General features: G+C 71.5%; 22 protein-coding genes. 9 read left to right on the forward strand and 13 right to left on the reverse strand.

What is annotated here, in order from left to right:
• Positions 1–53: 53 nt before the first annotated feature.
• From ABZW11_RS05905 to ABZW11_RS05915, 3 genes are all read right to left on the reverse strand, one after another.
• Positions 54–2411, reverse strand: coding sequence for an AAA family ATPase (locus ABZW11_RS05905; protein ID WP_355413091.1), 2358 nt, complete (start codon positions 2409–2411; stop codon positions 54–56).
• Positions 2412–2475: 64 nt separating this feature from the next.
• Positions 2476–3372 carry a haloalkane dehalogenase gene (locus tag ABZW11_RS05910; RefSeq protein WP_355413093.1) on the reverse strand — a complete coding sequence of 299 codons (897 nt, stop codon included), beginning with the start codon at positions 3370–3372 and terminating at the stop codon, positions 2476–2478.
• A gap of 15 nt (positions 3373–3387) precedes the next feature.
• Positions 3388–5049 (reverse strand): tetratricopeptide repeat protein, encoded by a 1662-nt coding sequence (locus ABZW11_RS05915; RefSeq protein ID WP_355413095.1) that lies wholly within the window; start codon positions 5047–5049, stop codon positions 3388–3390.
• Between the two features lie 311 nt (positions 5050–5360).
• On the opposite strand from ABZW11_RS05915, the gene ABZW11_RS05920 reads away from it, so the two are divergent.
• A complete protein-coding gene (locus ABZW11_RS05920) occupies positions 5361–6890 on the forward strand; it encodes an MFS transporter (RefSeq protein WP_355413097.1) in 1530 nt (509 codons plus the stop codon).
• Between the two features lie 35 nt (positions 6891–6925).
• Positions 6926–7585, forward strand: coding sequence for a DoxX family membrane protein (locus tag ABZW11_RS05925; protein WP_355413099.1), 660 nt, complete (start codon positions 6926–6928; stop codon positions 7583–7585).
• A 108-nt stretch (positions 7586–7693) separates the two neighbouring features.
• Here ABZW11_RS05925 and sthA read toward each other — a convergent pair whose 3' ends face one another.
• On the reverse strand, positions 7694–9103 hold the full coding sequence (sthA, locus tag ABZW11_RS05930; protein WP_355413101.1) for a Si-specific NAD(P)(+) transhydrogenase: 1410 nt from the start codon (positions 9101–9103) through the stop codon (positions 7694–7696).
• Positions 9104–9163: 60 nt separating this feature from the next.
• Between sthA and ABZW11_RS05935 the strand changes: the two genes are divergently transcribed.
• Complete coding sequence (locus ABZW11_RS05935; protein WP_355413103.1) at positions 9164–9994, forward strand: PhzF family phenazine biosynthesis protein; 831 nt, start codon at positions 9164–9166, stop codon at positions 9992–9994.
• Positions 9995–10007: 13 nt separating this feature from the next.
• On the opposite strand, the gene ABZW11_RS05940 is transcribed toward ABZW11_RS05935, so the two are convergent.
• The 6 genes from ABZW11_RS05940 to ABZW11_RS05965 all read right to left on the reverse strand — a co-directional run bounded on the left by ABZW11_RS05940 (position 10008) and on the right by ABZW11_RS05965 (position 15005).
• Positions 10008–10886, reverse strand: a complete 879-nt coding sequence (locus tag ABZW11_RS05940; protein WP_355413105.1) for a biotin-dependent carboxyltransferase family protein — start codon at positions 10884–10886, stop codon at positions 10008–10010.
• Positions 10883–11500 (reverse strand): allophanate hydrolase subunit 1, encoded by a 618-nt coding sequence (locus ABZW11_RS05945; RefSeq protein ID WP_355413107.1) that lies wholly within the window; start codon positions 11498–11500, stop codon positions 10883–10885. Before ABZW11_RS05945 ends, ABZW11_RS05940 begins: the two co-directional genes overlap by 4 nt.
• Positions 11497–12252, reverse strand: a complete 756-nt coding sequence (locus tag ABZW11_RS05950; protein WP_355413109.1) for a 5-oxoprolinase subunit PxpA — start codon at positions 12250–12252, stop codon at positions 11497–11499. Before ABZW11_RS05950 ends, ABZW11_RS05945 begins: the two co-directional genes overlap by 4 nt.
• A gap of 23 nt (positions 12253–12275) precedes the next feature.
• Positions 12276–13052 carry a thioesterase family protein gene (locus tag ABZW11_RS05955; RefSeq protein WP_355413111.1) on the reverse strand — a complete coding sequence of 259 codons (777 nt, stop codon included), beginning with the start codon at positions 13050–13052 and terminating at the stop codon, positions 12276–12278.
• Between the two features lie 11 nt (positions 13053–13063).
• Complete coding sequence (locus ABZW11_RS05960) at positions 13064–14554, reverse strand: hypothetical protein (RefSeq protein ID WP_355413534.1); 1491 nt, start codon at positions 14552–14554, stop codon at positions 13064–13066.
• Between the two features lie 226 nt (positions 14555–14780).
• Positions 14781–15005, reverse strand: coding sequence for a hypothetical protein (locus ABZW11_RS05965; RefSeq protein ID WP_355413113.1), 225 nt, complete (start codon positions 15003–15005; stop codon positions 14781–14783).
• Positions 15006–15159: 154 nt separating this feature from the next.
• Here ABZW11_RS05965 and ABZW11_RS05970 point away from each other — a divergent pair, with 154 nt between their 5' ends.
• The 3 genes from ABZW11_RS05970 to ABZW11_RS05980 all read left to right on the forward strand — a co-directional run bounded on the left by ABZW11_RS05970 (position 15160) and on the right by ABZW11_RS05980 (position 19966).
• Positions 15160–15729, forward strand: a complete 570-nt coding sequence (locus tag ABZW11_RS05970; protein WP_355413115.1) for an HhH-GPD-type base excision DNA repair protein — start codon at positions 15160–15162, stop codon at positions 15727–15729.
• 254 nt (positions 15730–15983) lie between these two features.
• On the forward strand, positions 15984–18077 hold the full coding sequence (locus ABZW11_RS05975) for a SpoIIE family protein phosphatase (protein WP_355413117.1): 2094 nt from the start codon (positions 15984–15986) through the stop codon (positions 18075–18077).
• Between the two features lie 242 nt (positions 18078–18319).
• Positions 18320–19966 (forward strand): RNA polymerase sigma factor, encoded by a 1647-nt coding sequence (locus tag ABZW11_RS05980; RefSeq protein ID WP_355413119.1) that lies wholly within the window; start codon positions 18320–18322, stop codon positions 19964–19966.
• 119 nt (positions 19967–20085) lie between these two features.
• Here ABZW11_RS05980 and ABZW11_RS05985 read toward each other — a convergent pair whose 3' ends face one another.
• Entirely contained in the window at positions 20086–20820 is a 735-nt protein-coding gene (locus ABZW11_RS05985) for a peroxide stress protein YaaA (protein WP_355413121.1), read from the reverse strand.
• Between the two features lie 65 nt (positions 20821–20885).
• Here ABZW11_RS05985 and ABZW11_RS05990 point away from each other — a divergent pair, with 65 nt between their 5' ends.
• Together ABZW11_RS05990 and ABZW11_RS05995 are read left to right on the forward strand one after the other, a co-directional pair.
• Entirely contained in the window at positions 20886–21587 is a 702-nt protein-coding gene (locus tag ABZW11_RS05990; protein WP_355413123.1) for a GNAT family N-acetyltransferase, read from the forward strand.
• A gap of 156 nt (positions 21588–21743) precedes the next feature.
• Positions 21744–22058 (forward strand): hypothetical protein, encoded by a 315-nt coding sequence (locus ABZW11_RS05995; RefSeq protein ID WP_355413125.1) that lies wholly within the window; start codon positions 21744–21746, stop codon positions 22056–22058.
• Positions 22059–22067: 9 nt separating this feature from the next.
• On the opposite strand, the gene ABZW11_RS06000 is transcribed toward ABZW11_RS05995, so the two are convergent.
• On the reverse strand, positions 22068–22298 hold the full coding sequence (locus ABZW11_RS06000) for a hypothetical protein (RefSeq protein ID WP_355413127.1): 231 nt from the start codon (positions 22296–22298) through the stop codon (positions 22068–22070).
• A 247-nt stretch (positions 22299–22545) separates the two neighbouring features.
• On the opposite strand from ABZW11_RS06000, the gene ABZW11_RS06005 reads away from it, so the two are divergent.
• Positions 22546–24612 carry a DNA topoisomerase IV subunit B gene (locus tag ABZW11_RS06005; RefSeq protein WP_355413129.1) on the forward strand — a complete coding sequence of 689 codons (2067 nt, stop codon included), beginning with the start codon at positions 22546–22548 and terminating at the stop codon, positions 24610–24612.
• 326 nt (positions 24613–24938) lie between these two features.
• Here ABZW11_RS06005 and ABZW11_RS06010 read toward each other — a convergent pair whose 3' ends face one another.
• Positions 24939–25433 (reverse strand): carbonic anhydrase, encoded by a 495-nt coding sequence (locus ABZW11_RS06010; protein WP_355413131.1) that lies wholly within the window; start codon positions 25431–25433, stop codon positions 24939–24941.
• Positions 25434–25454: the final 21 nt, after the last annotated feature.

Genomic DNA, 25454 nt, shown 5'->3' on the forward strand with positions numbered 1-25454 from the left:
GTCAAAGAAAGTCAGCGCCCGGCTCTCAGCGTCCGGCTCTCAGCGTCCGGCTCTCAGCGTCCGGCCAGCTCATCCACGGCCGTGCGGACGTCCTCACTGGTGATCGTGGTGAGGTCGGCCGCGCTGGCCGAGCCGCCGCGCGCCGCGTGGGCGGCCAGTCGCACGTCGCGGCGCATGGCCGCGCGCTCGAACAGCGAACGCGCGAAGCGGCCGTTGCCGAGCCCGTCGATCAGCCGCTCCTCGCACACCCAGGCGAACACCTCGTCGAGCCTGCTCAGCGCCTCGTCGTCGAAGGTGTCGCCGGACTTCTCGGCCAGCAGCACCGCGATCTGCGACAGCTCGGCGGGCGAGTAGCTGGGGAAGGCGACGCGCTGGTTGAAGCGGCTGGCCAGGCCGGGGTTGGTGGCGAGGAAGGCGTCCATCTCGCGCTCGTAGCCGGCCAGCACGATGACGAGCCGGTCGCGGTCGTCCTCGGCCCGCTTGAGCAGGGTCTGCACGGCCTCGGCGCCGAACGCGTCGCCGCCCTGGTAACCGGGATTGACCAGGCTGTAGGCCTCGTCGATGAACAGCACGCCGCCGAGCGCCCGGTCGACCAGCTCGTTGGTCTTGATCGCGGTCGCGCCGAGGTGCTGGCCGACCAGGTCGGCGCGGTGCGCCTCGACAACGTCCGGCCTGGGCAGCAGACCCAGCGCGGCGAAGACGCGGCCGAGCACGCGGGCGACCGTGGTCTTGCCGGTGCCCGGCGGGCCGGTGAAGACGAAGTGGCGCATCTGCTGCGGCGTGGGCAGGCCGCGCTCCTGACGCATCCTGGCCACCTGGAGCTGGGCGGCGATCGCGTGCACCTGCCGCTTGACCGGGGCAAGCCCGGCCATCCTGTCGAGGTCGGCGAGCGCCTCCTCCAGCGTGGGCGTGGCGACGTAGCCGCGGAAGCGGGCGGTCAGCTCGTCGAACGCCTTGGTGACGTCGGGCGTGGTGGTGGTGACGAGGTCCTGCGTGGTCGGGGTGCCGCCGGCGCCCACCACCCGCACGTCGCGGGCCTGCGCGGCGGCCTCGACCAGGCTGCGGGCGAAGCGGGCGTTGCCCAGCTCGTCGACCAGGCCGCGGCGGTGGACGTCCTCGTAGAGGCCGAGCAGCGCGCGCCGGGTCTCGGGCACCATCGTGTCGCCCCTGCGGCGCTGCAGCAGCTCGGTGACCTCGACCAGCTCGGCGGGGGAGTAGCCGGGGAAGCGCACCCGGGTGGCGAACCTGCTGGCCAGCCCGGGATTGCTGGACAGGAACGCGCTCATCTCCTGCTCGTAGCCGGCCAGGATGATGATCAGCCGGTCACGGTCGTCCTCGGCCCGCTTGAGCAGGGTCTGCACGGCCTCGGCGCCGAACCGGTCGGGCTGGCCGTCGGAGGAGTTGACCAGCCCGTACGCCTCGTCGATGAACAGCACGCCGCCGAGCGCCCGGTCGACCAGCTCGTTGGTCTTGATCGCGGTCGCGCCCAGGAACTCGCCCACCAGGTCGGCCCGCTGCGCCTCGACGACGTAGGGGGTCTCCAGCAGGCCGAACGCGTAGAAGATCTTGGCGAGTGCGCGGGCGACGCTGGTCTTGCCGGTGCCGGGCGGCCCGACGAAGACGAAGTGCCTGGTGGGGCGGCCGGTGGTGTAGCCGGCCTCGGCGCGCAGGCGGCCGGCCTCGATGGAGGCGGCGATCGAGCGCACCTGCTCTTTGACCGGCTGCAGGCCGATCATGCTCTCCAGCTCGCCCAGCGCCTCCTCGACGGAGATCTGCGGCGGCGCGCCCTGCTTGTCCTGGGGCGACTCCGGGCGGCCCTCGCGCACCCTGACGCGTACCTGCTGCTCCTCCGCGGCGGCGGTCTCGGCCTTGACCCGGCGGGCCACCAGGAACCGCTGCACGAGCACGGCCGCTGCGGCGGCGTACGCGACCCATACCGCGGCAGCGATGGAGGAGAAGGCGAAGGCGACCAGGGCGCCGAGCACTCCTGCGGGGGCGAGCGCCATCAGCGTGGTCAGCCACGGCGTCACCCAGCGAATCAAGTGGGCGGCGCCGGCGACGGGCAGCGACAGCGCGACCATGAGGTGCACGGCCCCGGCGCCGGGACCGAACAGCGCGGAGAAGAGCGGCAGCGCCAGCACCACCCAGCCCGCGACGACCAGCATGGTAGCGGCGGCCCTGGGGAAGCGCATGGTCAGCGCCACGAAGGCGAGCAGCAGCACGACCAGGGGGAAGGTGTCGAGAAGGTCCCAGCCGAGTGCCGCGCCCACGCCCATGGCGGCCACGAGCACGACCGCGTAGAGGACCCGGCGCACGGCCGGGGGAATCTGGAAATAACGCAGCCGAACCTTCTCGAACAGATCCCGCGCCGCGGCCCTCCCCGCGGTCTGGGTCCTGCCGGACTCACGCATCACGCCTCCCCGGTCCGCCCCCGGTTATACCGCACCAGGCCGACAGTTGGGCGGTCCTGACACGCTAGGTGGAGGTCACGAAAAGGGCTATCCGGCGGCCGAGCTCGGCGCCCGCGTCCTCTTGCAGGAAGTGCCCCGCGCCTTTGATCTCGGGATGCCGCAGGCCCGCGGCGCCGCGCAGCGACCTCTTGAGCACGGGCGCCATGCCGCCGGTGATCGGGTCGCTGTCGGAGAAGGCCACCAGCACCGGCCGGTCGAGCGTGGTGAGGATCTCCCAGGCAGCGCGGTTGGCGGGCGCCGCGGGGTCGTCGGGCGTGTTGGGCACGAGACCGGGCATGGCGCGCGGCCCCGCCTTGTAGGACTCGTCCGGAAACGGCGCGTCGTAGGCCGCCCGCACCTCGGGCGCCAGCTTGGTCGTGCAGCCCGCCTGGATCAGCCGGGCGATGTCCAGCACCGGCGCCTTGCGCACCGCGTCCCTGAACCGGTGCCACACCTCGGGCATGGGAATGTCACCCGTCGGCAAGCCCGTGTTGGCCGCGACGATCCGCGCCACCCGGCCGGGGTGCTCGGCGGCGATGCGCAGCCCGATGAGGCCGCCCCAGTCCTGGCCGGCGATCGTCACGCCGGTCAGGCCGAGCGCGTCGAACAGCAGGGCCCTGGTCCACTCGACGTGCCTGGCGTAGGTATGGCCGGTCTGCTCGGCGGGCTTGTCGGAGCGGCCGAACCCGATCAGGTCGGGCGCGATGGCGCGCAGCCCCGCCGCGGTCAGTTCGGGAATGACGTGCCGGTAGAGGAAGGACCAGCTCGGCTCGCCGTGCAGCAGGACGACGGGCTCGCCGTCGGCGGGGCCCGCCTCGACGTACGCCATCCGCAGCCCGTCGCCGACCTCGGCGTAGTGCGGCTCGTAGGGGAAGCCGGGCAATCCGGCGAAGCGCTCGTCAGGGGTGCGCAGAATCCGCATAGAACAACATTCTACTCAGCGGCGCTGGTGCCGCCCGGGGAACTCGCCGACGAGCACCTGCTTGGGCGTCACCCACAACACGTCGGAGTCGGCCTGCGCCACGCCGCGCACCTCCACCCAGAACCGCCGCTGCAACGGGTCCGCGGCGAACACCGCCACCCGCGGGTCGTCCTCGATGGCCTGCCACGCCTCGGTCTCGGCGATCAGCCGTAGCTCGCCGGCCGAGGTGACGGTCGCCACCGCGCCGGCGACCCGGGGCCCGAGCGCGTCGCCGTACGACAGGACGATGCTGCGGGCGAAGGAGAAGGTCTGGCGGACGTCGGAGTCGAGCGGGACCGACGGCTCCGCTCCCATCGGCAGGTCGCACATGAGCATCGAGGAGCGCCACGGCCCGGGACCGCCGCGCCACCAGGCGAGCAGCGCGCGGCCCGCGAACACCGCCGCCGCCGCGAGCAGCGCGCCCAGCCCAGCGCGCCACCCCCACGCCTGTCCCAGCAGACCGCCCGCCGCGCACGCCACCGCGCCCAGCACCACCAGCGCCGACGCGACGGCCAGCGCCCTGTCACCGTGCCCCCGCGCCCGCAGATACCCCCGCACCAGCGGGTACGGCGCCACGACGGCGGCCACCACCGCCCGCGGCTCCACCACCAGTGCCCCGGCCACCAGCAGCACCAGCACCGACCACGTCCTGCCCAGCACGATCCACAGCAGCACGCCGGTGTTCCGCCTGGCCGCCCGCTCGGCCGCCCGCGCGGGCAGCGTCTCGGCCAGCGCCGGCAGCGGACGCCCCCGCCACGTCTCCGCCAGCGCCCGTACGCCCGCCAGCGCCGGCCAGCTCAGCACCACGTAACCGGCCAGCCCCGCCCACACCGGGTCGAAGGCGCGCGGCAAAGCCGGTACCGCGCCCAGCAGCAGCCAGGCCGCGAACGCCGGCACCGCCAGGGCCGCCGACGCCACCGACACTCCGAGACAGGGGTCCCGGCGCAGCATGGCCCTCGCGTACGACCAGACCGCCACCCGCCGCGCCTGCCGGACGGTGAGCGGCACCAGCAGGACCAGCACCGCGAACCCGCCGAGCCGCGCCTGCGCGCCCCAGTCCAGCAGCAGCGCGCACGCCGCGACGGCCAGCGTGGCCACCGCGAGCAGCAGCCTCACCTGGCGCGACCAGACCTCCAGCGCCCGCCTGGCCCGCCCTGTCTCGCGCGGCACCACCGGCCAGGCCGGGTCGTGGTGGGCGCGCGGCGGATCCCACCGCAGCAGGGCCAGGCCCAGGTTGACGCGGGCCTGCGGGTTTTCAGGGTCGAGCGCGAGCGCCGCCCGGTACGAGCGCGCGGCACGTACGTGCTCGCCGCGCAGCAGCGCCAGGTCGCCCAGCATGACGGCGGGTCCCGCCTGCTCGGGCGCGAACTTCCCGGCCAGGATCGCGTGCTCCACGGCCTCCTGCCAGCGGCCGGGAACCCGGCGCAGCACCGCGGCGAGGCGCAGCCGGGCGGGCCACGAGCCGCGCGAGAGTGCCACGGCCCGTTCGGCTGCGGGCAGGGCGTCGGCGTCGCGGCCGAGCCGCTCGTGGGCGAGGCTGATGAGCCGGTACGGCCACTCGGCGCCTGGCTCGCGGTCGGCGGCGTTCCTGGCGGCTTCGAGTGCTGACTCGGGGCGGCCGGCGTTCAGCCTGGTCACGGCCTCTTCGCACCATTCGCGGGAGGACCGGTCGGAGGGATGGGTGGTGGTGTCACGTCCGTCGGTCCCCACACGTACCATGATCGGCTCCGATTCGATCGATGGATAGATGCCGACATATGGCTGTATCTCTCTAGAGAGGTCGGGGCCAGTCGTGGATCGTCCGATACCGCTATGACAAGTGCATGACATGGCCTAAGCTGCCACGCAAGCCGGAGCGCCGGAGCCAGGACACCCCCCGCGCTTCCGCCCCCCGGTCGATTACCAGCACGTGCGGGCCCTGTGATTCGGATCGGCCTGCAAGGAGGCCCATGACCGTCACACAGGCCGCACCCCTCGTCCGCGTCGCCGACCGGGATCCTCGTGACCGCCGCTGGTCCATCCTGGTGCTGCTCTGTCTGAGCCTGCTGCTCATCACGGTCGACGCGACCGTCCTGCACATCGCGGTGCCCGCGCTCACGGCCGCGCTCGAACCCTCCGCGGTGCAGCTCCTGTGGATCATCGACATCTACTCGCTGGTCGTCGCGCCGCTGCTGATCATGTTCGGCACGCTGGGCGACAAGTACGGCCGCAAGCGGCTGGTGCTGTGCGGTTTCGTGCTGTTCGGGGTGGCCTCGGCCGGAGCCGCGTTCGCCCCGACGCCGCTGACGCTCATCCTCGCCAGGGCGCTGCTCGGCGTGGGCGGCGCGATGATCATGCCGGCCACGCTGTCGCTGATCCGCCAGGTCTTCACCGACCGGCGCGAGCGGGCCATCGCGCTCGGCGTCTGGAGCGCGGTCGCCGCCGCCGGCGCCGCCGTCGGGCCGCTCATCGGCGGCGTGCTCGTCGGCCTCTGGTGGGGCGCGGTCTTCCTCATCAACGTGCCGATCCTGCTGGTGCTGCTGCCCGCCGCCGTACGCCTGCTGCCCGAGTCGCGCGAGCGCCCCGACCGGCCATGGGACGTCGCCAGCGCGATCCTGTCGGTGCTCGGCATCCTGGCGCTGGCCTTCGGCCTGAAGGAGGCCGGCTCCGGCAGCCTCATGCCGCTGTGGGCTTCGGTGCTGGTGTTCTTCTCCGGGGTGGGGTTGCTGGTGGCGTTCGTCCGCCGCCAGACGCGGTTGCGCGAGCCGTTCCTGGAGGTCGGCCTGTTCCGGCGGCGGTCGTTCACGACCGGCGTGACCGGCGTGCTGCTCGGCGTGTTCGCGCTGGTCGGGCTGCAGCTCATGCTCGCCCAATACCTGCAGCTCGTGCTCGGCGACAGCCCCGTGCGCGCGGCGCTGCGCATGCTGCCCCTGGTCGCCTCGGCCATCGCGGGCGGTCTCGCCGCGGCCCACATCCTGCCCAAGATCGGCATGCGGGCCACGATGAGCGGCGGGCTCGGCCTCGTCGCGTTCTCCCTGACCCCCACGCTGACCTGGGGCGTCGAGGGGCATCCCGTGATGCTCGCGTGCTGCTTCGTGGGCATCGGCTTCGGTGTGCAGGTGGCGCTGCTCGCCGCGTCCGACACGATCATGGCCGCGGCCTCCGAGTCGCAGGCGGGTGGCGCGGCGGCGATCGAGGAGACCGCGTACGAGCTGGGCGCCGGACTCGGCGTGGCCGTGCTCGGCACGATCACCGCCATCGTCTACGCCCCCGGGCTCCCGTCCGTCCCCGGCGTGCCCGCGGGCGGCATGGACGAGGCCCGCCAGTCGCTCGCCTCGGCCGCCCACGTCGCGAACCAGCTCGGCGGCCAGACCGGCGGCGCGCTGCTCGACGCCGCCCGGTGGGCCTTCGTCAACGCCCTGCACACGACCGTGGTCGTGAGCGTCGTCCTGCTCAGCCTGACCGCCGTCGTGGTGGCCATGCTGCTCAGCCGTGATTGAGGTGTGCCATGTCCCGATCAGGGCAGACAACTACCGTGAAACAGTCCCTACGTGATCTTGCCGCGCTGGTCGCCCGGTTAGGCGTGGGCGGGATCTTCTTCGCCAACGGCTGGGCCAAGCTCGAAGACGGCCTGAAGATCACCGGGGCGAAGTTCCTGGAGCAGGGCGCCCCCGCCCCCGGCGCCTGGGCCACGGTCACCATGCTCGCCGAGCTCATCGGCGGCGCGCTGCTCATCGCCGGGCTCGCGGTCTCCATCACGGGGCTGATCCTCTTCGCCGAGGCGCTGGCCGTCTTCCTGGTCGCGCCCCCGCTCAATCCCATCAGCCTGAACGAGCTCATCCTCCTCGGGGCGGCAAGCCTGCTGCTCGCCGTCGTCGGCGCGGGCCGCGTGTCGGTCGATCACATGGTCGTCATCAGGCGCAGGGAGTCGCAGGCGGCCGACGAGTTCGCCGCCGACACCGAGGCCGACCGCGTGATCGCCGCGCTCAGGGAGCCCGAGGAGAAACCAGCAGAACCGGCTCCGAAGACGGAGGAGACCCCCTCCCCGTCCGAGGACACCGCGCCCCACCCGAAGCCGCGTACCACGGCCAAGGAGCCGGGTAACGGCGAGGAGGTCACGACCGCGTCGGGAGACACGCTGGTGGCGGGCCGCAAGAAGCCCGCACCGCGCAACCGCCGCCCCTCCACGGACTGATCAGTCCCCTGGGGTTTCCGCACGGGCGGGTCGGACTTCCGACCGGGTGGCGCCCCCGGGCCGCGCCGAGAACCGCAGGGTGGAGATCGCCTTCGCCAGGTGAGCGCGCTACAGGTCAGCGGTGAGCCGGGCGACCGTGCGCATCTTGTTCATCGCGTCCAGCGCCGCCACCTTGTACGACTCCGCCAGCGTCGGATAGTTGAACACCGCGTTGACCAGGTAGTCGACCGTGCCGCCGCACCCCATGACGGTCTGCCCGATGTGCACCAGCTCGGTGGCGCCCGTGCCGAACACGTGCACGCCGAGCAGCCGCCGGTCCTCGGAGGACACCAGCAGCTTGAGCATGCCGTACGAGTCGCCGATGATCTGCCCCCTGGCCAGCTCCCTGTAGCGCGAGATGCCCACCTCGAACGGCACCTTGTCGCGGGTCAGCTCGTCCTCCGAGCAGCCGACGAAGCTGATCTCGGGAATGGTGTAGATGCCGATGGGCGGCAGCTCGGCCAGGTCGCCCGACGGCTCGCCGCAGGCGTGCTGCGCGGCCAGCCTGCCCTGCTCCATCGAGGTGGCGGCCAGCGCGGGGAAGCCGATCACGTCGCCGACGGCGTAGATGTGGGGCACCTCGGTGGCGAAGTTCTCGTCCACCTTGATCCGGCCGCGGTCGTCGGCGGACAGCCCGGCGGCCTCCAGGCACAGCTCGGCGGTCTTGCCCTGGCGGCCGGCCGAGTACATGACGCAGTCGGCCGGGATGATCTTGCCGCTCTCCAGCAGGGTCAGCGCGCCGCGCGGGCGGCGCTCGACGGCCGCCACGTTCTCGCCGAACCTGAAGGTGACCGCGAGGTCGCGCAGGTGGTACTTCAGCGCCTCGACGATCTCCAGGTCGCAGAACTCCAGCATGCGCTCGCGCCGCTCGATCACGGTCACCTTGGTGCCGAGCGCGGCGAACATGGAGGCGTACTCGATGCCGATCACCCCGGCGCCCACGACGACCAGCGTCTCGGGCACCCGGTCGAGCCGCAGGATCGCGTCGGAGTCGATCACGGTCTTGTCGTCGAACTCGACGCTCGCCGGCCGGGCCGGCGAGGTGCCCGTCGCGATCACGATCTTGTCGGCGGTGACCTTCTTCTCGTCCTGGTCCTCGCCGGTGATGCCGATCGTGTACGGGTCGAGGAAGCGGCCGGTGCCCTGGAGCACCGTCACGTGGTTGCGGGCCAGCTGCGCGCGGATCACCTGGATCTCGCGGCCGATCACGTGCTGGGTGCGCATGCCGAGGTCGGTGACCGTGATCTCGTCCTTGACGCGGTAGCTGGCGCCGTACAGCTCCCGCTGGTTGAGCCCCGTCAGATAGAGGACGGCCTCGCGCAGCGTCTTCGACGGGATCGTGCCCGTGTTGATGCACACGCCGCCGATCATGTTCCGTTTCTCGATCACAGCCACGCGCTTGCCGAGTTTCGCGGCCGCGATCGCCGCCTTCTGCCCGCCCGGTCCCGAGCCCAGGACCACCACATCGAAGTCCGCCACGCCGTCCAGTCTGCGGGGTCGCCCGTGCGGCGGAAAAGACCCCTCTGGGAGACTCCGGGTATGTCTCGCAGATTCACGCAGGTCGACGTCTTCGCCGCCACTCCGTACCTCGGCAACGCGCTCGCGGTCGTCATCGACGCCGACGGGCTGAGCACGGAGGAGATGCAGCGCTTCGCCCGATGGACGAACCTGTCGGAGACCACCTTCCTGCTGCCGCCGACCAGCGGTGAGGCCGACTACCGGGTGCGCATCTTCACCCCTGACCGGGAGCTGCCCTTCGCCGGGCATCCCACGCTGGGCTCCTGCCACGCCTGGCTGGAGTCGGGCGGCGTGCCGCGCAAGGAGGGCGAGGTGGTGCAGGAGTGCGGGGCCGGGCTCGTGCCGCTGCGCGTCACCGGCGACGGCCTGGCCTTCGAGGCGCCGCCGCTGATCCGCTCGGGACCGGTGGACGAGGAGCTGCTCGGCCGGGTGGCCGCCGCGCTCGGCATCGAGCGGGCCGACATCGTGGCCGCCGAGTGGGCCGCCAACGGCCCCCACTGGATCGGGGTGCTGCTGGCGGACGCCGGGCAGGTGCTCGCGCTGCGCCCCGGCACGGTGCCGGAGGACATCGGCGTCGTGGGTCCCTACCCCGAGGGGTCGGAGTGCGCGTTCGAGGTGCGGGCGTTCTTCCCGCAGAACGGCGCCACCGTCGAGGACCCCGTGACCGGGAGCCTGAACGCCGCGCTCGCCCAGTGGCTGCTGCGCACCGGCCGGGCGAACGCCCCCTACGTCGCCGCGCAGGGCACCGTGATCGGCAGGCGGGGCCGCGTGCACGTCTCCACCGACGCCGAGGGCCGCATCTGGGTCGGCGGCGCGGTCACGACCTGCGTCACGGGCACGCTCGACCGCTGAGCCGCCGTGTGCGTCACGGGCCGGCCGGACGGGCGAGGCCCTGCGCGAGCGTGAAGCGGACCCGGTCGCCTGGCCGCAGCTGGGCGGCCACCGGCAGGTCGGCGTCCAGCACCACCGCGATCACCGGGTAGCCGCCGGTGGGCGGGTGGTCGGCGAGGAAGACGATCGGCTGCCCGCTCGGCGGCACCTGCACGGCCCCGGTCACCATGCCCTCGCTCGGCAGCTCGCCCTCCCTGGCCCGCGCCAGCTCGGGTCCGTGCAGCCGCACGCCGACGCGGTTGCTGTCCTGGCTCACCTCGTACGGCCGCCCGCACAGCACCTCCAGCGCGCCGCCCGCGAACCAGTCGTCGCGCGGCCCCGGCACCACCCGCAGCACGGCGGGCCGCGGCCCCGGCAGGGGCGCCTGGTCCACGGTGATCAGCCCGTCGGCCCCGCCGACCGGCAGCGTGTCGCCGGCCCGCAGCGGCGGTGGCCCGAGCCCGGACAGCGAATCGGTCGACCTGCTGCCGAGCACCGGCTCGACCGCGATGCCGCCGCGCACCGCCACGTACGTACGCAGCCCTGTCCCGGGCATCCCGAAGATCAGCTCGGCTCCGGCGGGCACCCAGAACGGCGCCCCCATGCCGGGCCGCACCCCGGAGGCGCCCGCCGCCCGCACCTCCAGCGGCGCCCCCGTCACCGCCACCCAGGCCGCGTCGGCGAACCGCAGCCGCGCCCCGCCGAACGTCAGCTCGATCCCGGCCGGCCACTCGGCGTTGCCGACCAGCCGGTTGGCCAGCTTCAACGCAGGAGCGTCGGCCGCGCCCGAACACGGCACGCCCAGATGCGCGAACCCCGGCCGCCCGAGATCCTGGACGGTCGCGTAAGGACCCGGCGCCACGACCTCGATCATGCGACCTCGAACCGCACCCGCGTGCCCGGCCTGAACAGCGACGGCGGATCGGCGGACACGTCCCACACCCGCACCGACGTCCGCCCGAGCAGCCGCCACCCGCCCGGCGACGCCGTCGGATAGACCGCCGAGTAGGGCCCCGCGACGGCCACGGACCCGGCGGGCACCGACGTGCGCGGCGTGTCCAGCCTGGGCATCTCCAGCACCGGGTCGAGCCCGGTCAGGTAGGCGAAGCCGGGGGCGAACCCCAGCCACCCCACCACCAGCTCACGCCCGGTGTGCCGGTCGATCACCTCCGCCACGGAGATCCCGGCCAGCTCGGCCACGGACTCCAGGTCGGCCCCGTCATAGACGACGGGGATGGTGACGACAGGCCGTTCACGACCCTCGTCCGCCGCCGTCCTGCCGCTCTCCTCGCGGACGACCGACTCGAGCCGCGCCCGCAACCGCCCCTGATCCGCACCCGGCGCCACCACCAGCACCGTCGCGGGCCCTGGCACGATCTCCACGACGCCCGCCGGCCGCGCCGCACGCAACGCCGCGTCGACGCGGTGCGACAGCTCCAGCGAGCCCGTCTCCACGAGCAGCCCGTGCTCCCCGGCCGTGCGGATCACGCGAACGCCTGCAGGACCACTCCGGCGGCCAGCAGCGCGTCGCGCACCCCCTGCGCCAGCCTGACCGCGTCAGGGGTGTCTCCGTGGACGCAGATGGAACGCGCGGAAAGAGGCACGGAACTGCCGTCAGCGGCCGTCACAGAGCCTTCCACGGCCATCTGGCGGGCGCGGGCGGCCACCGCCTCGGGGTCGTGGACGACCGACCCGGGCTCGCGGCGCGGCACCAGCATGCCCGCCGGCGTGTACGCCCGGTCGGCGAACGCCTCGCTCACCGTCGGCACCCCCTCGGCCGCCGCCACCCGGTGCACCACCGAGCCCGGCAGGGTCAGCACCGGCAGCGAGGGGTCGTAGTCGGCGACCGCGTCGATCACCGCCGTGGCCTGCTCCTCGTCGCGGCAGATCCGGTTGTAGAGCGCGCCGTGCGGCTTGACGTAGGAGACCCGCCCGCCCATCGCCCTGGCGATGCCGTCGACGGCGGCGAGCTGGTAGAGCACCTCGGCGCACAGCTCCTCCGGCTCGACCTCCATCTCCCTGCGCCCGAAGTGGGCCAGGTCGCGATAGGACACCTGCGCCCCGATCGACACCCCGCGGTCCACGGCCGCCGCGCACGTGCGCCTGATCGTCACGGGGTCGCCCGCGTGGAAGCCGCAGGCCACGTTGGCGCTCGTGACGATGTCGAGCAGCGCGAGGTCGTCGCCGAGCCGCCAGATGCCGAAACCCTCGCCCAGGTCAGCGTTCAGGTCGATCACCATGGCACCCATCATGGCGGGTACGGCTACCTCGGCGCGACGAACAACGTCTGCGTGGCCGCGCCGATCTCGCCGCTCTCGTCGTACAGGGTGCTCCGGGTCAGGCCGCGGCCGGACGGGCCGACGACGGTCTCCGCGTCCATGCAGACCCATTCGCCCGCCGGCGCGCGGAACAGCGAGATCGTCAGATCGACGTTCACGAACACGTGCGTGTCGAAGCCGAGGGCGGCGCTGATGCCGTTGCCGCTGTCGGCGAGCACCGCCACCCGCTCGAACGGCGCCGGCTCCTCGCCTTCGACCAGCGGCACGCGCAGCCTGCCCCACGCGGTCGCGGGGCCCGTCTCACCGGGGCCGCCCGCGACGAACCGCCACTCCATCGCCCGCCCGTAGCCGAAGTCGGTGGCCAGCCAGGAGCCGTCGGGCTTCAGCGAGTGCGGGGGAGCGGGCGGTGCGGCGCCGCCCACCGGGGGCATCTCCTCCGTACGGATGCGCCAGGCCGTGGCCCTCACGTATTCGCGGCCGCCCGACGACACGCTCGCCGACAGGCACTGCACCCGCTTGCCGTCGCGTACGACGTCGGTCGTGACCTCCAACTCGGCCACGGGCACCGGCGCGAACACCTCGGCCACCAGCCGGGACGGCTCCAGCCCCGGGCGCGGCGCGGTCTGGGCCACCTCGTGCGCGATCAGCGCGGCGACCGGCCCCATGTGCTGCGTGCGCGGGTCCCAAGGACCCTGGGTGTGCTCGGAGGCCAGGTAGCGGCCCGCTTGATCAGCACGGGTGAGTCGCCGGTACATCGCCATGGAGGAAGACTCTAGAACTCGTCGGGGATGTCCGCGATGTCGTCGAGCGCCGCCGCCAGCTCGTCGGGATGGCCGCCGATCCGCTCGACGATCTCGATCAGGACGTGGAGCACGTCGTGGCGGTCGTGGCCGAGGTCGAGCAGCCGTTGCGCGGCCTCCCACAGCTGCGGCGGGTCGCCGTCCCACAGCCGGCTCGCGATCTCCTCGTGCCAGGCCAGGTGCTCCTGGTCGATCACGGTGCCGTGGTCGATCTCGAGTAACGTACGGCGGTCGGCGGCGTCGGCCGGGTCGAGCCGGTCGAGGTCGATGCCGTTGTGGGTGCCCTGCAGATAGGGGAAGGCGAAGGCCCGCCTGGCCAGCGCCGACAGGTCGCCGTCGGGCAGGAGCCTTTCGAGCAGCGGCCGGTCGAGCCCGAACGTCGTCGGGTCGCGGTAGGCCTCGGGGAACTTCCCGATCGCCTCCCACACCGCGTCGAGCGTGGCCTTGAGCCCCTGCTCGGGCAGCCCCGTGCGGCGCGCCGCGAAGCGCACCCAGGCCGCCAGCACGTGCGGCATCGCCTCCTGCTCCGCCTCGCTCAGCATCACCTTGCGCGGCAGCCAGTCGAGCAGGAACGTCTCGCACTTGGTCGGGCTCACCCGCAGCGGCCGGTTGAAGTCCTGGTCGCAGCCGTAGTCGATGATGTGGTCGGCGCAGCGCGAGGCCGCCGAGGGGTCGGACAGGTGCTCGGCCGCGTCGGAGGCGAGGAACTCCGCCGCCAGCATGGCCCGCCGCTCCCTGCTGTAGGGGGCCTCGGTGTGCAGCGGCGCGGGACGCTTGCGCCCCGGCGGCAGCGCCTTGAGCCTGGCCCTGGCGAAGGCGTGGTAGGCGCTGTAGCTGTCGCTCACCGGCGGCGGCGTCTTCGGCTCTCTGGTGGCCTTCATCGCCGACTCCAGCAGCGCCCTGGCCTGGTCGGGCTCGATCTCCTCGAACAGCAGCAGCGGATTGCCCGCCGCCTCGGCCCTGGCCTGCTCAAGCAGCTTGTCGACCTGTGAGGAGACCCAGGCGTCGCGGGCCATGCCGCTCATGTTGTAGTCGACCACCAGGACCAGCGCGTGGCGGTCCATCGGCTGCTCGCTGTCGCTCCAGCGGTAGGCGAAGGTGCAGATCACCGTGTCCTGGTCGCCGTAGGCGTCGCGGGAGACGTAGCAGCCGGCCGGTTTGACCGCGCCGACCCGGTCGGCCCAGCCGGGGCGCGCCACACCCGACTCCATCATCGCCAGCGCCGCGCCCTCCGCCTTGGCGCCCTGGCGGGCGGTGCCGAGATAGGCCAGGCAGATGAGCAGCGTGAGCGAGGCCGGGGTGCCGGCCTTGGCGGCGTAGTCGACCAGCCCTTCGCCGAGCACCTGCTCGACGTCGCCGCCTCTGACCCGCCTGCCCCACCAGGCGCCGATCATGTCGGAGACCATCAGCTCCGCGTCGAGGGGGGTGCGTACGGCCAGCAACTCACGAGCCGCCTGCACCATCTCCTTGAACACGTCGTCAGGAGGGGTGCTCTCCTGGGGATCTCGTCGGTGTCGGCGCACACCCTCACTCTCTCGTATTCCGGGCGCGGACGGTGCGGAGAACACGGCCCGGTGACCTCGATGTTATCGGCGGCGGCGATCGAGACGGACACGAGACGGACACGCCGATCAGGACGCTTCACGCTTGTCACGCCGTCTTGGGACGCCGTGCGCCGGCGCCCCGGGGTCAGCGGTTGCCGCGCGGCGGCGGCGCGGAGTTGACGATCGCGAGCAGGTGCTCCCGGGCGATGCGTTCCACGATCTCGGGTGTCGCCGAGATGCCCAGGTGCTGGGCGCACGCGCACACGTCGGCCACGCATCGGTCGATCGTGTCCACGGGCACGGTCAGGAACTCTTCGGCCAGCCTGAGACTGACCGGCTCCCGCAGGAACCGTGTGGCCAGAGCGAGCATAGGAGTGAGATTCCTCTGGAACCGTAGGGGCAAACCCCCAGGAATGTCTGCAGGGCGACTTGCGCTCCCATTCCACCTTTTCTCGGGCGCGTGTCAAGGCTCCGCGCGGCCTGTGTTCACTTCACCGGGTGAGCTTTCATGCAAAGCTGTCTCCATGCGCATCCAGCTCGCCCAGCGGAGCGAGGCGAATGAGCTCCTCGGCCGCAGCCCGTTCGCCCTGCTCGTCGGCATGCTGCTCGACCAGCAGATCCCCATGGAATGGGCGTTCACGGGGCCGTACACGATCTCCGAGCGGCTCGGGCGCGACCTGACCGCGCAGGAGGTCGCCTCCTACGGCCCCGAGGCGTTCACCGCCCTGCTCGCGGACAAGCCGGCCGTGCATCGCTACCCCAAATCCATGGCGGCCCGCATCCAGCAGCTGGCTGCCTATATCGTCGAGCACTACGACGGACGGCCCGAGAACATCTGGGCCGACGCCGCCGACGGTCAAGAATTGGTGAAACGACTCATCGCCCTGCCGGGATACGGCAAGCAGAAGGCCCAGATCTTTTTGGCATTGCTGGGCAAGCAGTTGGGGGTCCAGCCGTCAGGCTGGCGTGAAGCAGCCGGACTCTACGGCGAGGAGGGGTCGTACCGGTCGGTGGCCGACGTGGTCGACGCCGACAGCCTGGCCCGCGTGCGGGCGGCCAAACAGGAGGCCAAGCGCGCGGCCAAGGGCCAGTAGGGGCCCAGAGGTCGTGGCGGGATCCGCCCCGGCGATCTGGCGCTGTAACCTGATCTTGCTGCGCAATGTGGAGCGACTTTGACAGGATGCGTAGACCCTAGAGGCGACAGGGCCGCGGCGGGGGCTTCCGTCCGTACATGCCCATCGTCGATGATGTACTGCAGAATCCGGTCGCCCGGAGCTGCGCTACGCCGATACACAGTTATGGAGATGTGCCGCGTGGGAGACCCTGGCACGCGACGGAGGTGCGGACCATGAGCGCCGAGACCTCCGTTCCCCGTCCCCGGGAGTCGGATGTGGACATCTCAGACTCCGCCCTCTTCAAGGGCATGTTGTCGGAGGCCGAGTTCGCCTTCGCGTTCTTCGACGCCGACAGCCGCATCCAGCGGGTCAACGACGTCTTCAGCGACGTCGTCAACGTGCCCGCCGACCGCATGATCGGCAGGCAGCCGGTCGAGGTGCTGTCCGCCGACCTCAGCCAGATCATCACGCACGCCGTGCAGGCGGTCATCGAGGGTGACGCGCCGGTCACCGAGGGCCGCGTCCGCGTGCGCTCCGCCGAGGGCGACACGCGCCACTGGTCGCTGTCGTTCTCGCCGGTCCACGACGACGCCGGCGAGCTGCGCGCGATCGCCCTGGTCGGGCTCGACGTCACCGAGAGCCGCCAGACCGAGGAGGCGCTGCGCCGCAGCGAGGAGCGCTACCGCTCGCTGGTCGAGGCGCAGTCCCAGCTCGTCTGGATCACCTCGCCCACCGGCGCCGTGGTCGAGGACGCCCCGCAGTGGCGCGCCATCACCGGCCAGGGCCTGGAGGAATACCTCGCCAACGGCTGGCTGGAGGTCGTCCACCCCGAGGAGCGGCAGCAGACCGAGGAGGCGTGGCGCGAGGCGCTGCGCGGCCGCACCATGTTCGAGTGGAACTACCGGGTGCGCACCCGGGCGAGCGGCTACCGCCACTTCGAGGTGCGGGCCGTGCCGATCATCCGCCACGGCAGGGTGGTGGAGTGGGTCGGCGCCAACACCGACGTCACGCCGCAGCGCGAGGCCGAGGAGATGCGCGGCAGGCTGACCGACCAGCTCGGCGCCGCCGCCCTGCGCACCGCGCGGCTCCAGGGCGCCACGGCCATGCTGGCGGAGGCGCTGACGGTCGAGCAGGTCGTCCAGGTCATCATCGACGTGGGCCGCACCGCGCTGGCCGCCGACCGCTCCGCCGTGGCGCTGCTCGACACCGACCGCGCCGCGCTCAAGCTGATCAACGGCGAGGGCATCCTCGAGGCGTCCGGGGCCACCGGCGACGAGATCCCACTGTCCCACTCCAACGTGATGACCATGGCGGTCAACAGCCGCCGCCCGGTCTTCGCCGAGTCGCCCGAGTCGCTGAAGGCCCAGCTCCTCGAGGCCGGTGGCGACGAGGAGGTGCTGGCGCAGTTCCTCGCGCACGGCGACGAGCGGGCCTGGGTGGGCCTGCCGCTGCTGGCCGCCGGCCGCGCGCTCGGCGCCCTGCGCTTCTCCTTCACCAGGCCCCAGAAGATCTCTCAGGAGGACGGCGTCTTCCTGGAGGCGCTGGCCGGTCAGTGCGCGCTCGCCGTCGAGCGGGCCACCCTGTTCGAGCGCGAGCACCGCACCGCCGAGACGCTGCAGCGCAGCCTGCTGCCCGACCGCCTGCCGGTGATCAAGGGTCTGGTGCTGGCCCAGCGCTTCCGCTCCGGCAGCCGCCACGTCCAGGTCGGCGGCGACTGGTACGACGCGTTCGAGCTGCAGGACGGGCGGGTCGCGGCGGTCGTCGGCGACGTCATGGGCAAGGGCGTCAAGGCCGCGGCCGGCATGGGCCGCATCCGCAACGCCATGCGGGCGCTGGCGCTGACCAACCCGCCGCCCGCGGCCGTGCTCACCGGTCTCGACCGCGTCTTCGACGCGACCGAGGAAGAAGAGCAGGTCACGACGCTGGCGTACATGGTGGTCGAGCCCGTCACCGGCGAGGGCACGCTGGCCATGGCGGGACACCCGCCACCCGTCCTGGTCTCTCCGCAGGGCACGGCGATCCTGTGCGACGCAGAGCCCGGCACTCCGCTAGGCTGGCCGACCAGCCGGAGGCAGTTCAGGTTCGTCGTGCCGCCCGGCCATACCGCCGTGCTCTACTCCGACGGTCTCGTCGAGAACAGGAAGCGCGGACTGGATGCCGGGCTCGCAGAGCTTTGCAGTGTTGTGACCGAAGCGCCGCCTGAGGTGGTGAGTAGTCCGCACATGCTGCTGGACTTCCTGGTTGACCGGATGTTGTCTGGATATGAACAGGATGATGACGTTACCGCGCTCGCAATCCACGTCCCACCAGCCACGAAGAGTGACTGAATGAAACAGTCATAACGGTTGCTTTCGGGTATCAGTGCCCCGCTTACGTACGCACTACTGTCTTGGTCGGCCTAGGGTGGAGGTCAACCGCCGGGAGGTGGCCGTATGGATCGCGGGGTCGTGCCACAATACTGTGCAGGTCCGTCGCGGTCCGCACGGCCTCACCGATCTCCGAGAGAGGCAACAGCCCCCCAGCGGGCATCTGGGTCCATTGTCGCCACGCGTTCGTTCGAGAGGTGTTCGTGTCGCCTGCAAGTTCGACTCGCTCGAAGCCACAAGAGCTGAACGAGCCCGTCATTCAGCGACTGCTCGAGCGTGGGCGCTCGCAGGGTTTCCTCGAGTCTGAGGATGTCCGTCAGGCCTTCGAGGAGGCGGACATCCCCATGTCGCACGCCGCCGCGTTCTTGCGGAACCTCAGCAAAGAGGGCGTGACCGTGGTGGTGACCGCCGCGGATTCGGCTGCGCCGAAGAAGTCTCGTCCAGCAAAGCGCCGCACCGCCGCCCCCGTCAAGACCAAGACGGCGGCGGCCGCCAAAGAGCAGCAGCCCGAGACCGTGACCGCGGTCGTGGGCACCGCTGAAGCCGAGCCGGCCGCCAAGAAGGCGGCCCCTGCCAAGAAGGCCGCTCCGGCGGCGAAGAAGGCCGCGGCATCCGCCGCCGCCAAGAAGGCCGAGCCGAAGAACGCTGGGCCTGCCGAGACCAAGCCCAAGGGGCCCGACGCCGCACGCGACGCCGACGACGACGAGGACCTCGAGCTCGACGGCGACGTAGTGCTCGACGAGCTCGAGGACATCGACGTCGACGACGACGAGATCGTGGCCGAAGGCGACTCCGAGGGCGACTCCGACGACGACACCGAGTCCGACGACGAACCGAAGGCCGCCGAGGTCGCCGCGGAGAAGAGCGAGGAAGAAGTCCTCATCCTCTCCGACGACGACGATGACGCCCCGGTCGCCCAGGTCGCCGCCGCCGGCGCCACCGCCGACCCGGTCAAGGACTACCTCAAGCAGATCGGCAAGGTCCCCCTGCTCAACGCCGAGCAGGAGGTCGAGCTGGCCAAGCGCATCGAGGCCGGCCTGTTCGCCGAGGAGCAGCTGGGCGGTGCCGAGGCCGAGGGGCTCCCCGTCGACGTCAAGGCCGAGCTTGAGTGGATCGCCGAAGACGGCCGCCGTGCCAAGAACCACCTGCTGGAGGCCAACCTCCGGCTCGTGGTCTCGCTGGCCAAGCGCTACACCGGGCGCGGCATGCTGTTCCTCGACCTGATCCAGGAAGGCAACCTGGGCCTCATCAGGGCCGTCGAGAAGTTCGACTACACCAAGGGCTACAAGTTCTCCACCTACGCCACGTGGTGGATCCGGCAGGCGATCACGCGTGCCATGGCCGACCAGGCGCGGACCATCCGCATCCCGGTCCACATGGTCGAAGTGATCAACAAGCTGGCCCGGGTCCAGCGGCAGATGCTGCAGGACCTCGGCCGCGAGCCCACGCCGGAAGAGCTGGCCCGCGAGCTGGACATGACGCCCGAGAAGGTCGTCGAGGTCCAGAAGTACGGCCGCGAGCCCATCTCCCTCCACACCCCGCTGGGCGAGGAGGGCGACAGCGAGTTCGGTGACCTCATCGAGGACTCCGAGGCCATCGTGCCGGCCGACGCCGTCAGCTTCACGCTGCTGCAGGAGCAGCTGCACTCCGTTCTCGACACGTTGTCGGAGCGGGAGGCGGGCGTCGTGTCCATGCGCTTCGGTCTCACGGACGGCCAGCCCAAGACGCTGGACGAGATCGGCAAGGTTTACGGGGTCACCCGTGAGCGCATCCGCCAGATCGAGTCCAAGACCATGTCGAAGCTGCGCCACCCGTCGCGGTCCCAGGTCCTGCGCGACTACCTGGACTGACCCGCATCAGGGCCCTGGTTCGCTGGGGCTCACCTCGTTGTGCGAAGCGCCCCGCCGGAGTTCCGGCGGGGCGCTTCGGCTTTTCCGGTGAGCGCACGTGTTCCTGGGGTTCCAACTTTCTAGAGGTGAATGTCCAGCACCCAGGGGCGCTTGGAGTTCGTGGGAGCGGTGAGGTGTGTGGTGTGGCCGAGGGAGTCGAGGGTCTTGACCAGCTCCTCAGGCGTGGACGGCTGGGCCGGCTGGTCGAGCAGGGCGCGGGCGACCTCGCCCCGGGTGGCCTTCGCCATGTGGCTGACGACCTTGCCGTCGCGGAACACGCGTACCGTCACCGAGCGTGACCCAGGCTGCCAGGCCCCCGCGTACGTGGCCGAGCGGAGATCCACCACCAGCCCCGGCAGCCGGTCGAGCTCCTTGGAGATCACCGGGCGCCAGAAGGCCGCAAGACCGCCGACCGGCGGCAGGTTGACGCCCATGGACAGGCGGTAGGGCGGGATGCGGTCGGTGATCCGCACCACCCCCCAGAGCCCGGAGAAGATCAGCACGGACTCCTCAGCCCGCGCGAGCGCCTCCGCGTCCAGGGTCGCCAGGCCGAGGTTGTCGTACAGGACGCCGGTGTAGAGGGCGGCGGCGGGCAGGGTGGGCGCGGTCGCCAGCGCGGTGTTCTTGGCCAGCTCACCCGCCAGGCCCGGCGTCAGGCCCAGCACGTCGAGGGCGTCGCGGCGTCTGGAGGCCCGGACGAGCGCGGTCATCACCCGCTTGCGGGACTTGCCGAGGGAGGGGAAGGACAGCTCGCCCACGGACGGGCCGTCACCCTCCGACGCCTTGCCCTCGGACGGCGGCAACAGGATCAGCACAGTCCTCTACCCTATTGGCCCTGGCCAGTGGCCCTTTCCCAGGCTCGGGTCGCTAGGCTGCGCGGGTGGATGTCGACTTGCTCGTTCATGAGGCATGGCCCGCTTTCGAGGTGCGGGCGTACGAGGGATGGCTGCTGCGACACGCCGGCGGGGTCACCAAGAGAGCCAATTCCGTGCTGGCGCTCGGCCGGCCGTCCGACCTGGACCGGGCGATCTCGGCGGCTGAGGACTTCTACCGGGAGCGGGGGCAGCGGTGCTTCTTCTCCATGGGCCCTGGCACCATGCCGGGGCTGGATGAGGAGCTCGGACGCCGGGGATACGAGGTGGTCGATCCCACGGTCGTCATGTCAGGGACGCCCAAGGGCGAGCCCGCCCCCGAGGTCAGGATCGAGGGGCGGCCCTGGCCGGGCTGGCTGGAGACCTGGTGGGCCGTGGACGGCCGCTACGCCGACGGGCTCGCCGTGGCCGAGCGGATCTGCACCGGCGTGCCGGCCCTGTACGCGGCGTACGAGGAGGGCGGCCGGGCGCTGGCCGTCGGCCGGGCCGTCCCGCAGGGCGACACGCTCGGCGTCTACTGCATGGCCACGCTGCCCGAGGCCCGGCGCAGGGGGCTGGCCAGGACGGTGCTGCGGGCCCTGGTGGCCCGTGCGGGCGGCGGCGAGGCGTACCTGGTGGTGACGGCTCAGAACGCGGGCGCCCAGTCCCTCTACCGAGGCGAGGGCTTCACGGCGACGGGCCGCTACCACTACCGCGCCGCCCCCCTCTGACCCGCACCCCCTGCCCCGGTATCACCGGGATCCGGCTCCCCGGTATGTCGCCACGGCGGCCACCGACTCTCTAGTCTTCGCCCTCGAGGGATCGGCCGGCGGAAGTGAGGGAGATGCGCCCTGCGAGAGGGCTCCGGCCTGATCTTCGCCGCCGACGTGGCAGGGGCGCTCGTCCTGCGCGCCGTGGACGTCCCGCGCGCGCCGCACGGCCTCGAAACCAGGAACCTGCTGTTCACCGTGCTCGGCGGGGCCGCCCTGCTCATCGGCGGCGGGCGGCTGACCGTCCTGATCGTCAACGGGCCGCCGCCGCAGCCGCCCGCCGCACCGCTGGAGCCGGGCCGCACCGGGCACGGGCCGGAGCGGCCGTCGAAGGACGGAGAATCGCGGGCGGGTGAAAGCACGACGGCGACTCCGGGTGGACCCGGAGTCGCCGTCGAGCGTTTCGCAATATGTGGTTATCTCACACGATGAACGCTGTGATCAGCGCTCATCGCTGGGGGCGGTTGCAGGGGTTTCGCTGAGCCGAGCCGACTCGTCCAGGATGTCGGCGCCCTTTTCACGCAACGCTGCGATGTGCTGACGCCCGTGGTGGGCGCAGAACAGCAGCTCCCCACCCACAGGCAGGGTCGCGCGAATGTAGGCCTGGGCACCGCAGCGGTCGCAGCGGTCGAGGGCCGTCAGCGGCTTAACGGGGGCGAGAGCTCCAGTCACGTATCGCCTTTCGGGTCACCCCCGCCGAAGCGAGGATCTGGCGTCAGTCACTTGGAACAACATCTAACCGGACGTGGACGTTCCCAACCGCCCCCTCTCTACGCCCAGAGCGGAATGTGCCCGAAAGTAATGATGATCAGCCGGTTGGTAACGGCAAACGAGCGACCATGGCAAGCTTGTACGCGCGCGTAGGGGAAGAACGGTAGGCTACGCACACGTGTTCGATGACTAGAACAGGGGAGCTGGAGTGACGCTAGTGGAGGCGGGTTACACGGCTCGTCACCTGTCGGTGCTTGAGGGTCTCGAGGCCGTCCGCAAGCGCCCGGGCATGTACATCGGGTCCACCGACAGTCGCGGGCTCATGCACTGCCTCTGGGAGCTCGTGGACAACAGCGTCGACGAGGCGCTGGCGGGCCAGTGTGACCGCATCGAGGTCGAGCTCTACGCCGACGGCTCCATCGAGGTGCGCGACAACGGCCGCGGCATCCCCGTCGACATCGAGCCCAAGAGCGGCCTGGCCGGCGTCGAGCTCGTCTACACCAAGCTCCACGCGGGCGGCAAGTTCGGCGGCGGCTCCTATGGCGCCTCCGGCGGTCTGCACGGCGTGGGCGCCTCCGTGGTCAACGCCCTGTCGGCGCGCGTCGACGTCGAGGTCGACCGTGACTGGGTGGTCCACGAGATGAGCTTCAGGCGCGGGGTGCCCGGCGTCTTCGACGGCGAAGGGCCCACCGCCAAGTTCAAGAAGAAGTCCGGCCTGCGCATCGGCGACAAGACGGCGAAGTACGTCTCGGGCACCCGCGTGCGCTTCTGGGCCGACAAGCAGATCTTCCTCCCCGACGCCGAGGTCTCGCTCGACGAGATCCACGTACGCCTGCGGCAGACCGCGTTCCTGGTCCCCGGCCTGACCCTGGTCGTCTACGACAGCCGTCACGAGGAGCGCCTGGAGGAGGAGTTCCGCTTCGACGGCGGCATCTCCGAGTTCACCGAGTTCCTGGCCCGCGACGAGGCGATCTGCGACGTGCTGCGCCTGCAGGGGGTCGGCCACTTCCACGAGACCGTGCCGGTCCTCGACGACCAGGGCCACATGACGCCCACCGAGGTCCAGCGCGAGCTGTCGGTCGACGTGGCGGTCCGCTGGGGCAAGGGCTACGAGTCCACCGTGCGCTCGTTCGTCAACGTCATCGCCACGCCCAAGGGCGGCACCCACCTCACCGGTTTCGAGCGCGGCCTCGTCCGTACGATCAACGAGCTGCTGCGCGAGACCCGCCTGCTGAAGAACGGCGACGACCCCGTCACCAAGGACGACATCTCCGAGGGCCTGACCGGCGTGGTCACGGTCCGGGTGCCCGAGCCGCAGTTCGAGGGGCAGACCAAGGAGGTGCTCGGCACCTCCGCCGCCACCCGCATCGTCTCCCACGTGGTCTCGCGCGAGCTCAAAGAGCTGTTCACCAACCCGCCGCGCGGCTACAAGCAGCCGCTCAGGGCCGTGCTGGAGAAGATCGTCGCCGCCGCCAAGGCCCGCATCGCGGCCCGCGAGCACCGCGACAACCAGCGCCGCAAGAGCGCACTGGAGAACTCCGCGCTACCGGCCAAGCTGGTCGACTGCCGCAGCGACGCCGTCGACCGCAGCGAGCTGTTCATCGTCGAGGGCGACTCGGCGCTCGGCACCGCCAAGCTGGCCCGCGACTCCGAGTTCCAGGCGCTGCTGCCGATACGCGGCAAGATCCTCAACGTCCAGAAGGCGTCCGTGAGCGACATGCTCAAAAACGCCGAATGCGCCGCCATCATCCAGGTGGTCGGGGCCGGGTCGGGCCGCACGTTCGACATCGACTCCGCCCGCTACGGCAAGGTCATCCTCATGGCCGACGCCGACGTCGACGGCGCCCACATCCGCTGCCTGCTGCTGACCCTCTTCCACCGCTACATGCGGCCGATGGTCGAGGCCGGGCGGGTGTTCGCCGCGGTGCCGCCGCTGCACCGCATCGAGCTGACCAACCCGGGGCGCGGCAAGGACAAGTACATCTACTGCTACTCCGACGCCGAGCTGCAGAAGGTGCTGCGCGACCTGGAGCGGCGCGGCAAGCGGTGGAAGGACCCGGTGCAGCGCTACAAGGGTCTGGGCGAGATGGACGCCGACCAGCTGGCCGAGACCACCATGGACCCGCGCCACCGCATCCTGCGCCGCGTCCGCATCGAAGACGCCGAGGCGGCCGAGCACATCTTCAACCTGCTGATGGGCAGCGAGGTCGCGCCGCGCCGCGAGTTCATCGTCAACAGCGCCGCCGAAGTCGACCGCGACCACATCGACGCCTGACCACCCACGCTTCCGGCCCGGCCCCGACCGCCCACGGGCGATACGGCGGCCGGGCCGCTTGAGTGACCGCGGCAGGTGAGCGCCCACCGGTCCTGAAGGGCCTGGCGGGGCCTCAGAGGCCCTGTGTGGCTTTCTGGGGCTCACAGGGGCCCCTTCCGTCCCCTTGATCGTCTCAGCGTGTCATTCGGGCGCTGAGGCCGTCTGAGAGCCCTTCGGCAAGTCCGACGAAGAGGCGCCGTCGCGCCGGACACGAGAAGCCTCGCTGCGGCGGTCCGGCGCCGCAGCGAGGGGTGGGCTGCCATGGGTGGGGGGCGTCGGCGTCCTCGTCAGTCCGGGTAGGGGGACAGCAGGCCCGTGTGGACGTCGTACATGGCGCCTGCCACCGGTATGCCCGGCGGCAGGAACGGGGTGCTGCGGATCCGGGTGAGGTCGTGGCGCATGGCCGCCGCCTGGTCGGGGACGGTGTGGAAGTCCAGCATGCGGGTGTCCACCCCGTGGGACTGGGTGAGGTCGTGTACGGCGTCGTCCGTCACCTTCGACATGCCGCAGTCCGTGTGCGCCATGACGAGCACGCGCTCCACGCCCAGCAGGTACACGGCCAGCACCAAAGTACGCAGGACGTCATCCGTCACGCGGGCGCCCGCGTTCCGCAGAATTTTGGCGTCACCGGGTTTGAGCCCCAACAGGCCGAGAGGGTCGATCCGGGAGTCCATGCAGGTCACCACGGCCAGACCACGGGCCGCGCGACCGGTCAGGTCGGAGGTGCCGAACTCCTTGGCGAACGTCGCGTTGGCGGCATACAGATCGTCGAACGCACTCATGCCTCAAATAATCCCCCACCC

This window comes from Nonomuraea sp. NPDC004580 (assembly GCF_040609855.1).
Taxonomy (GTDB): Bacteria; Actinomycetota; Actinomycetes; order Streptosporangiales; family Streptosporangiaceae; genus Nonomuraea; species Nonomuraea salmonea.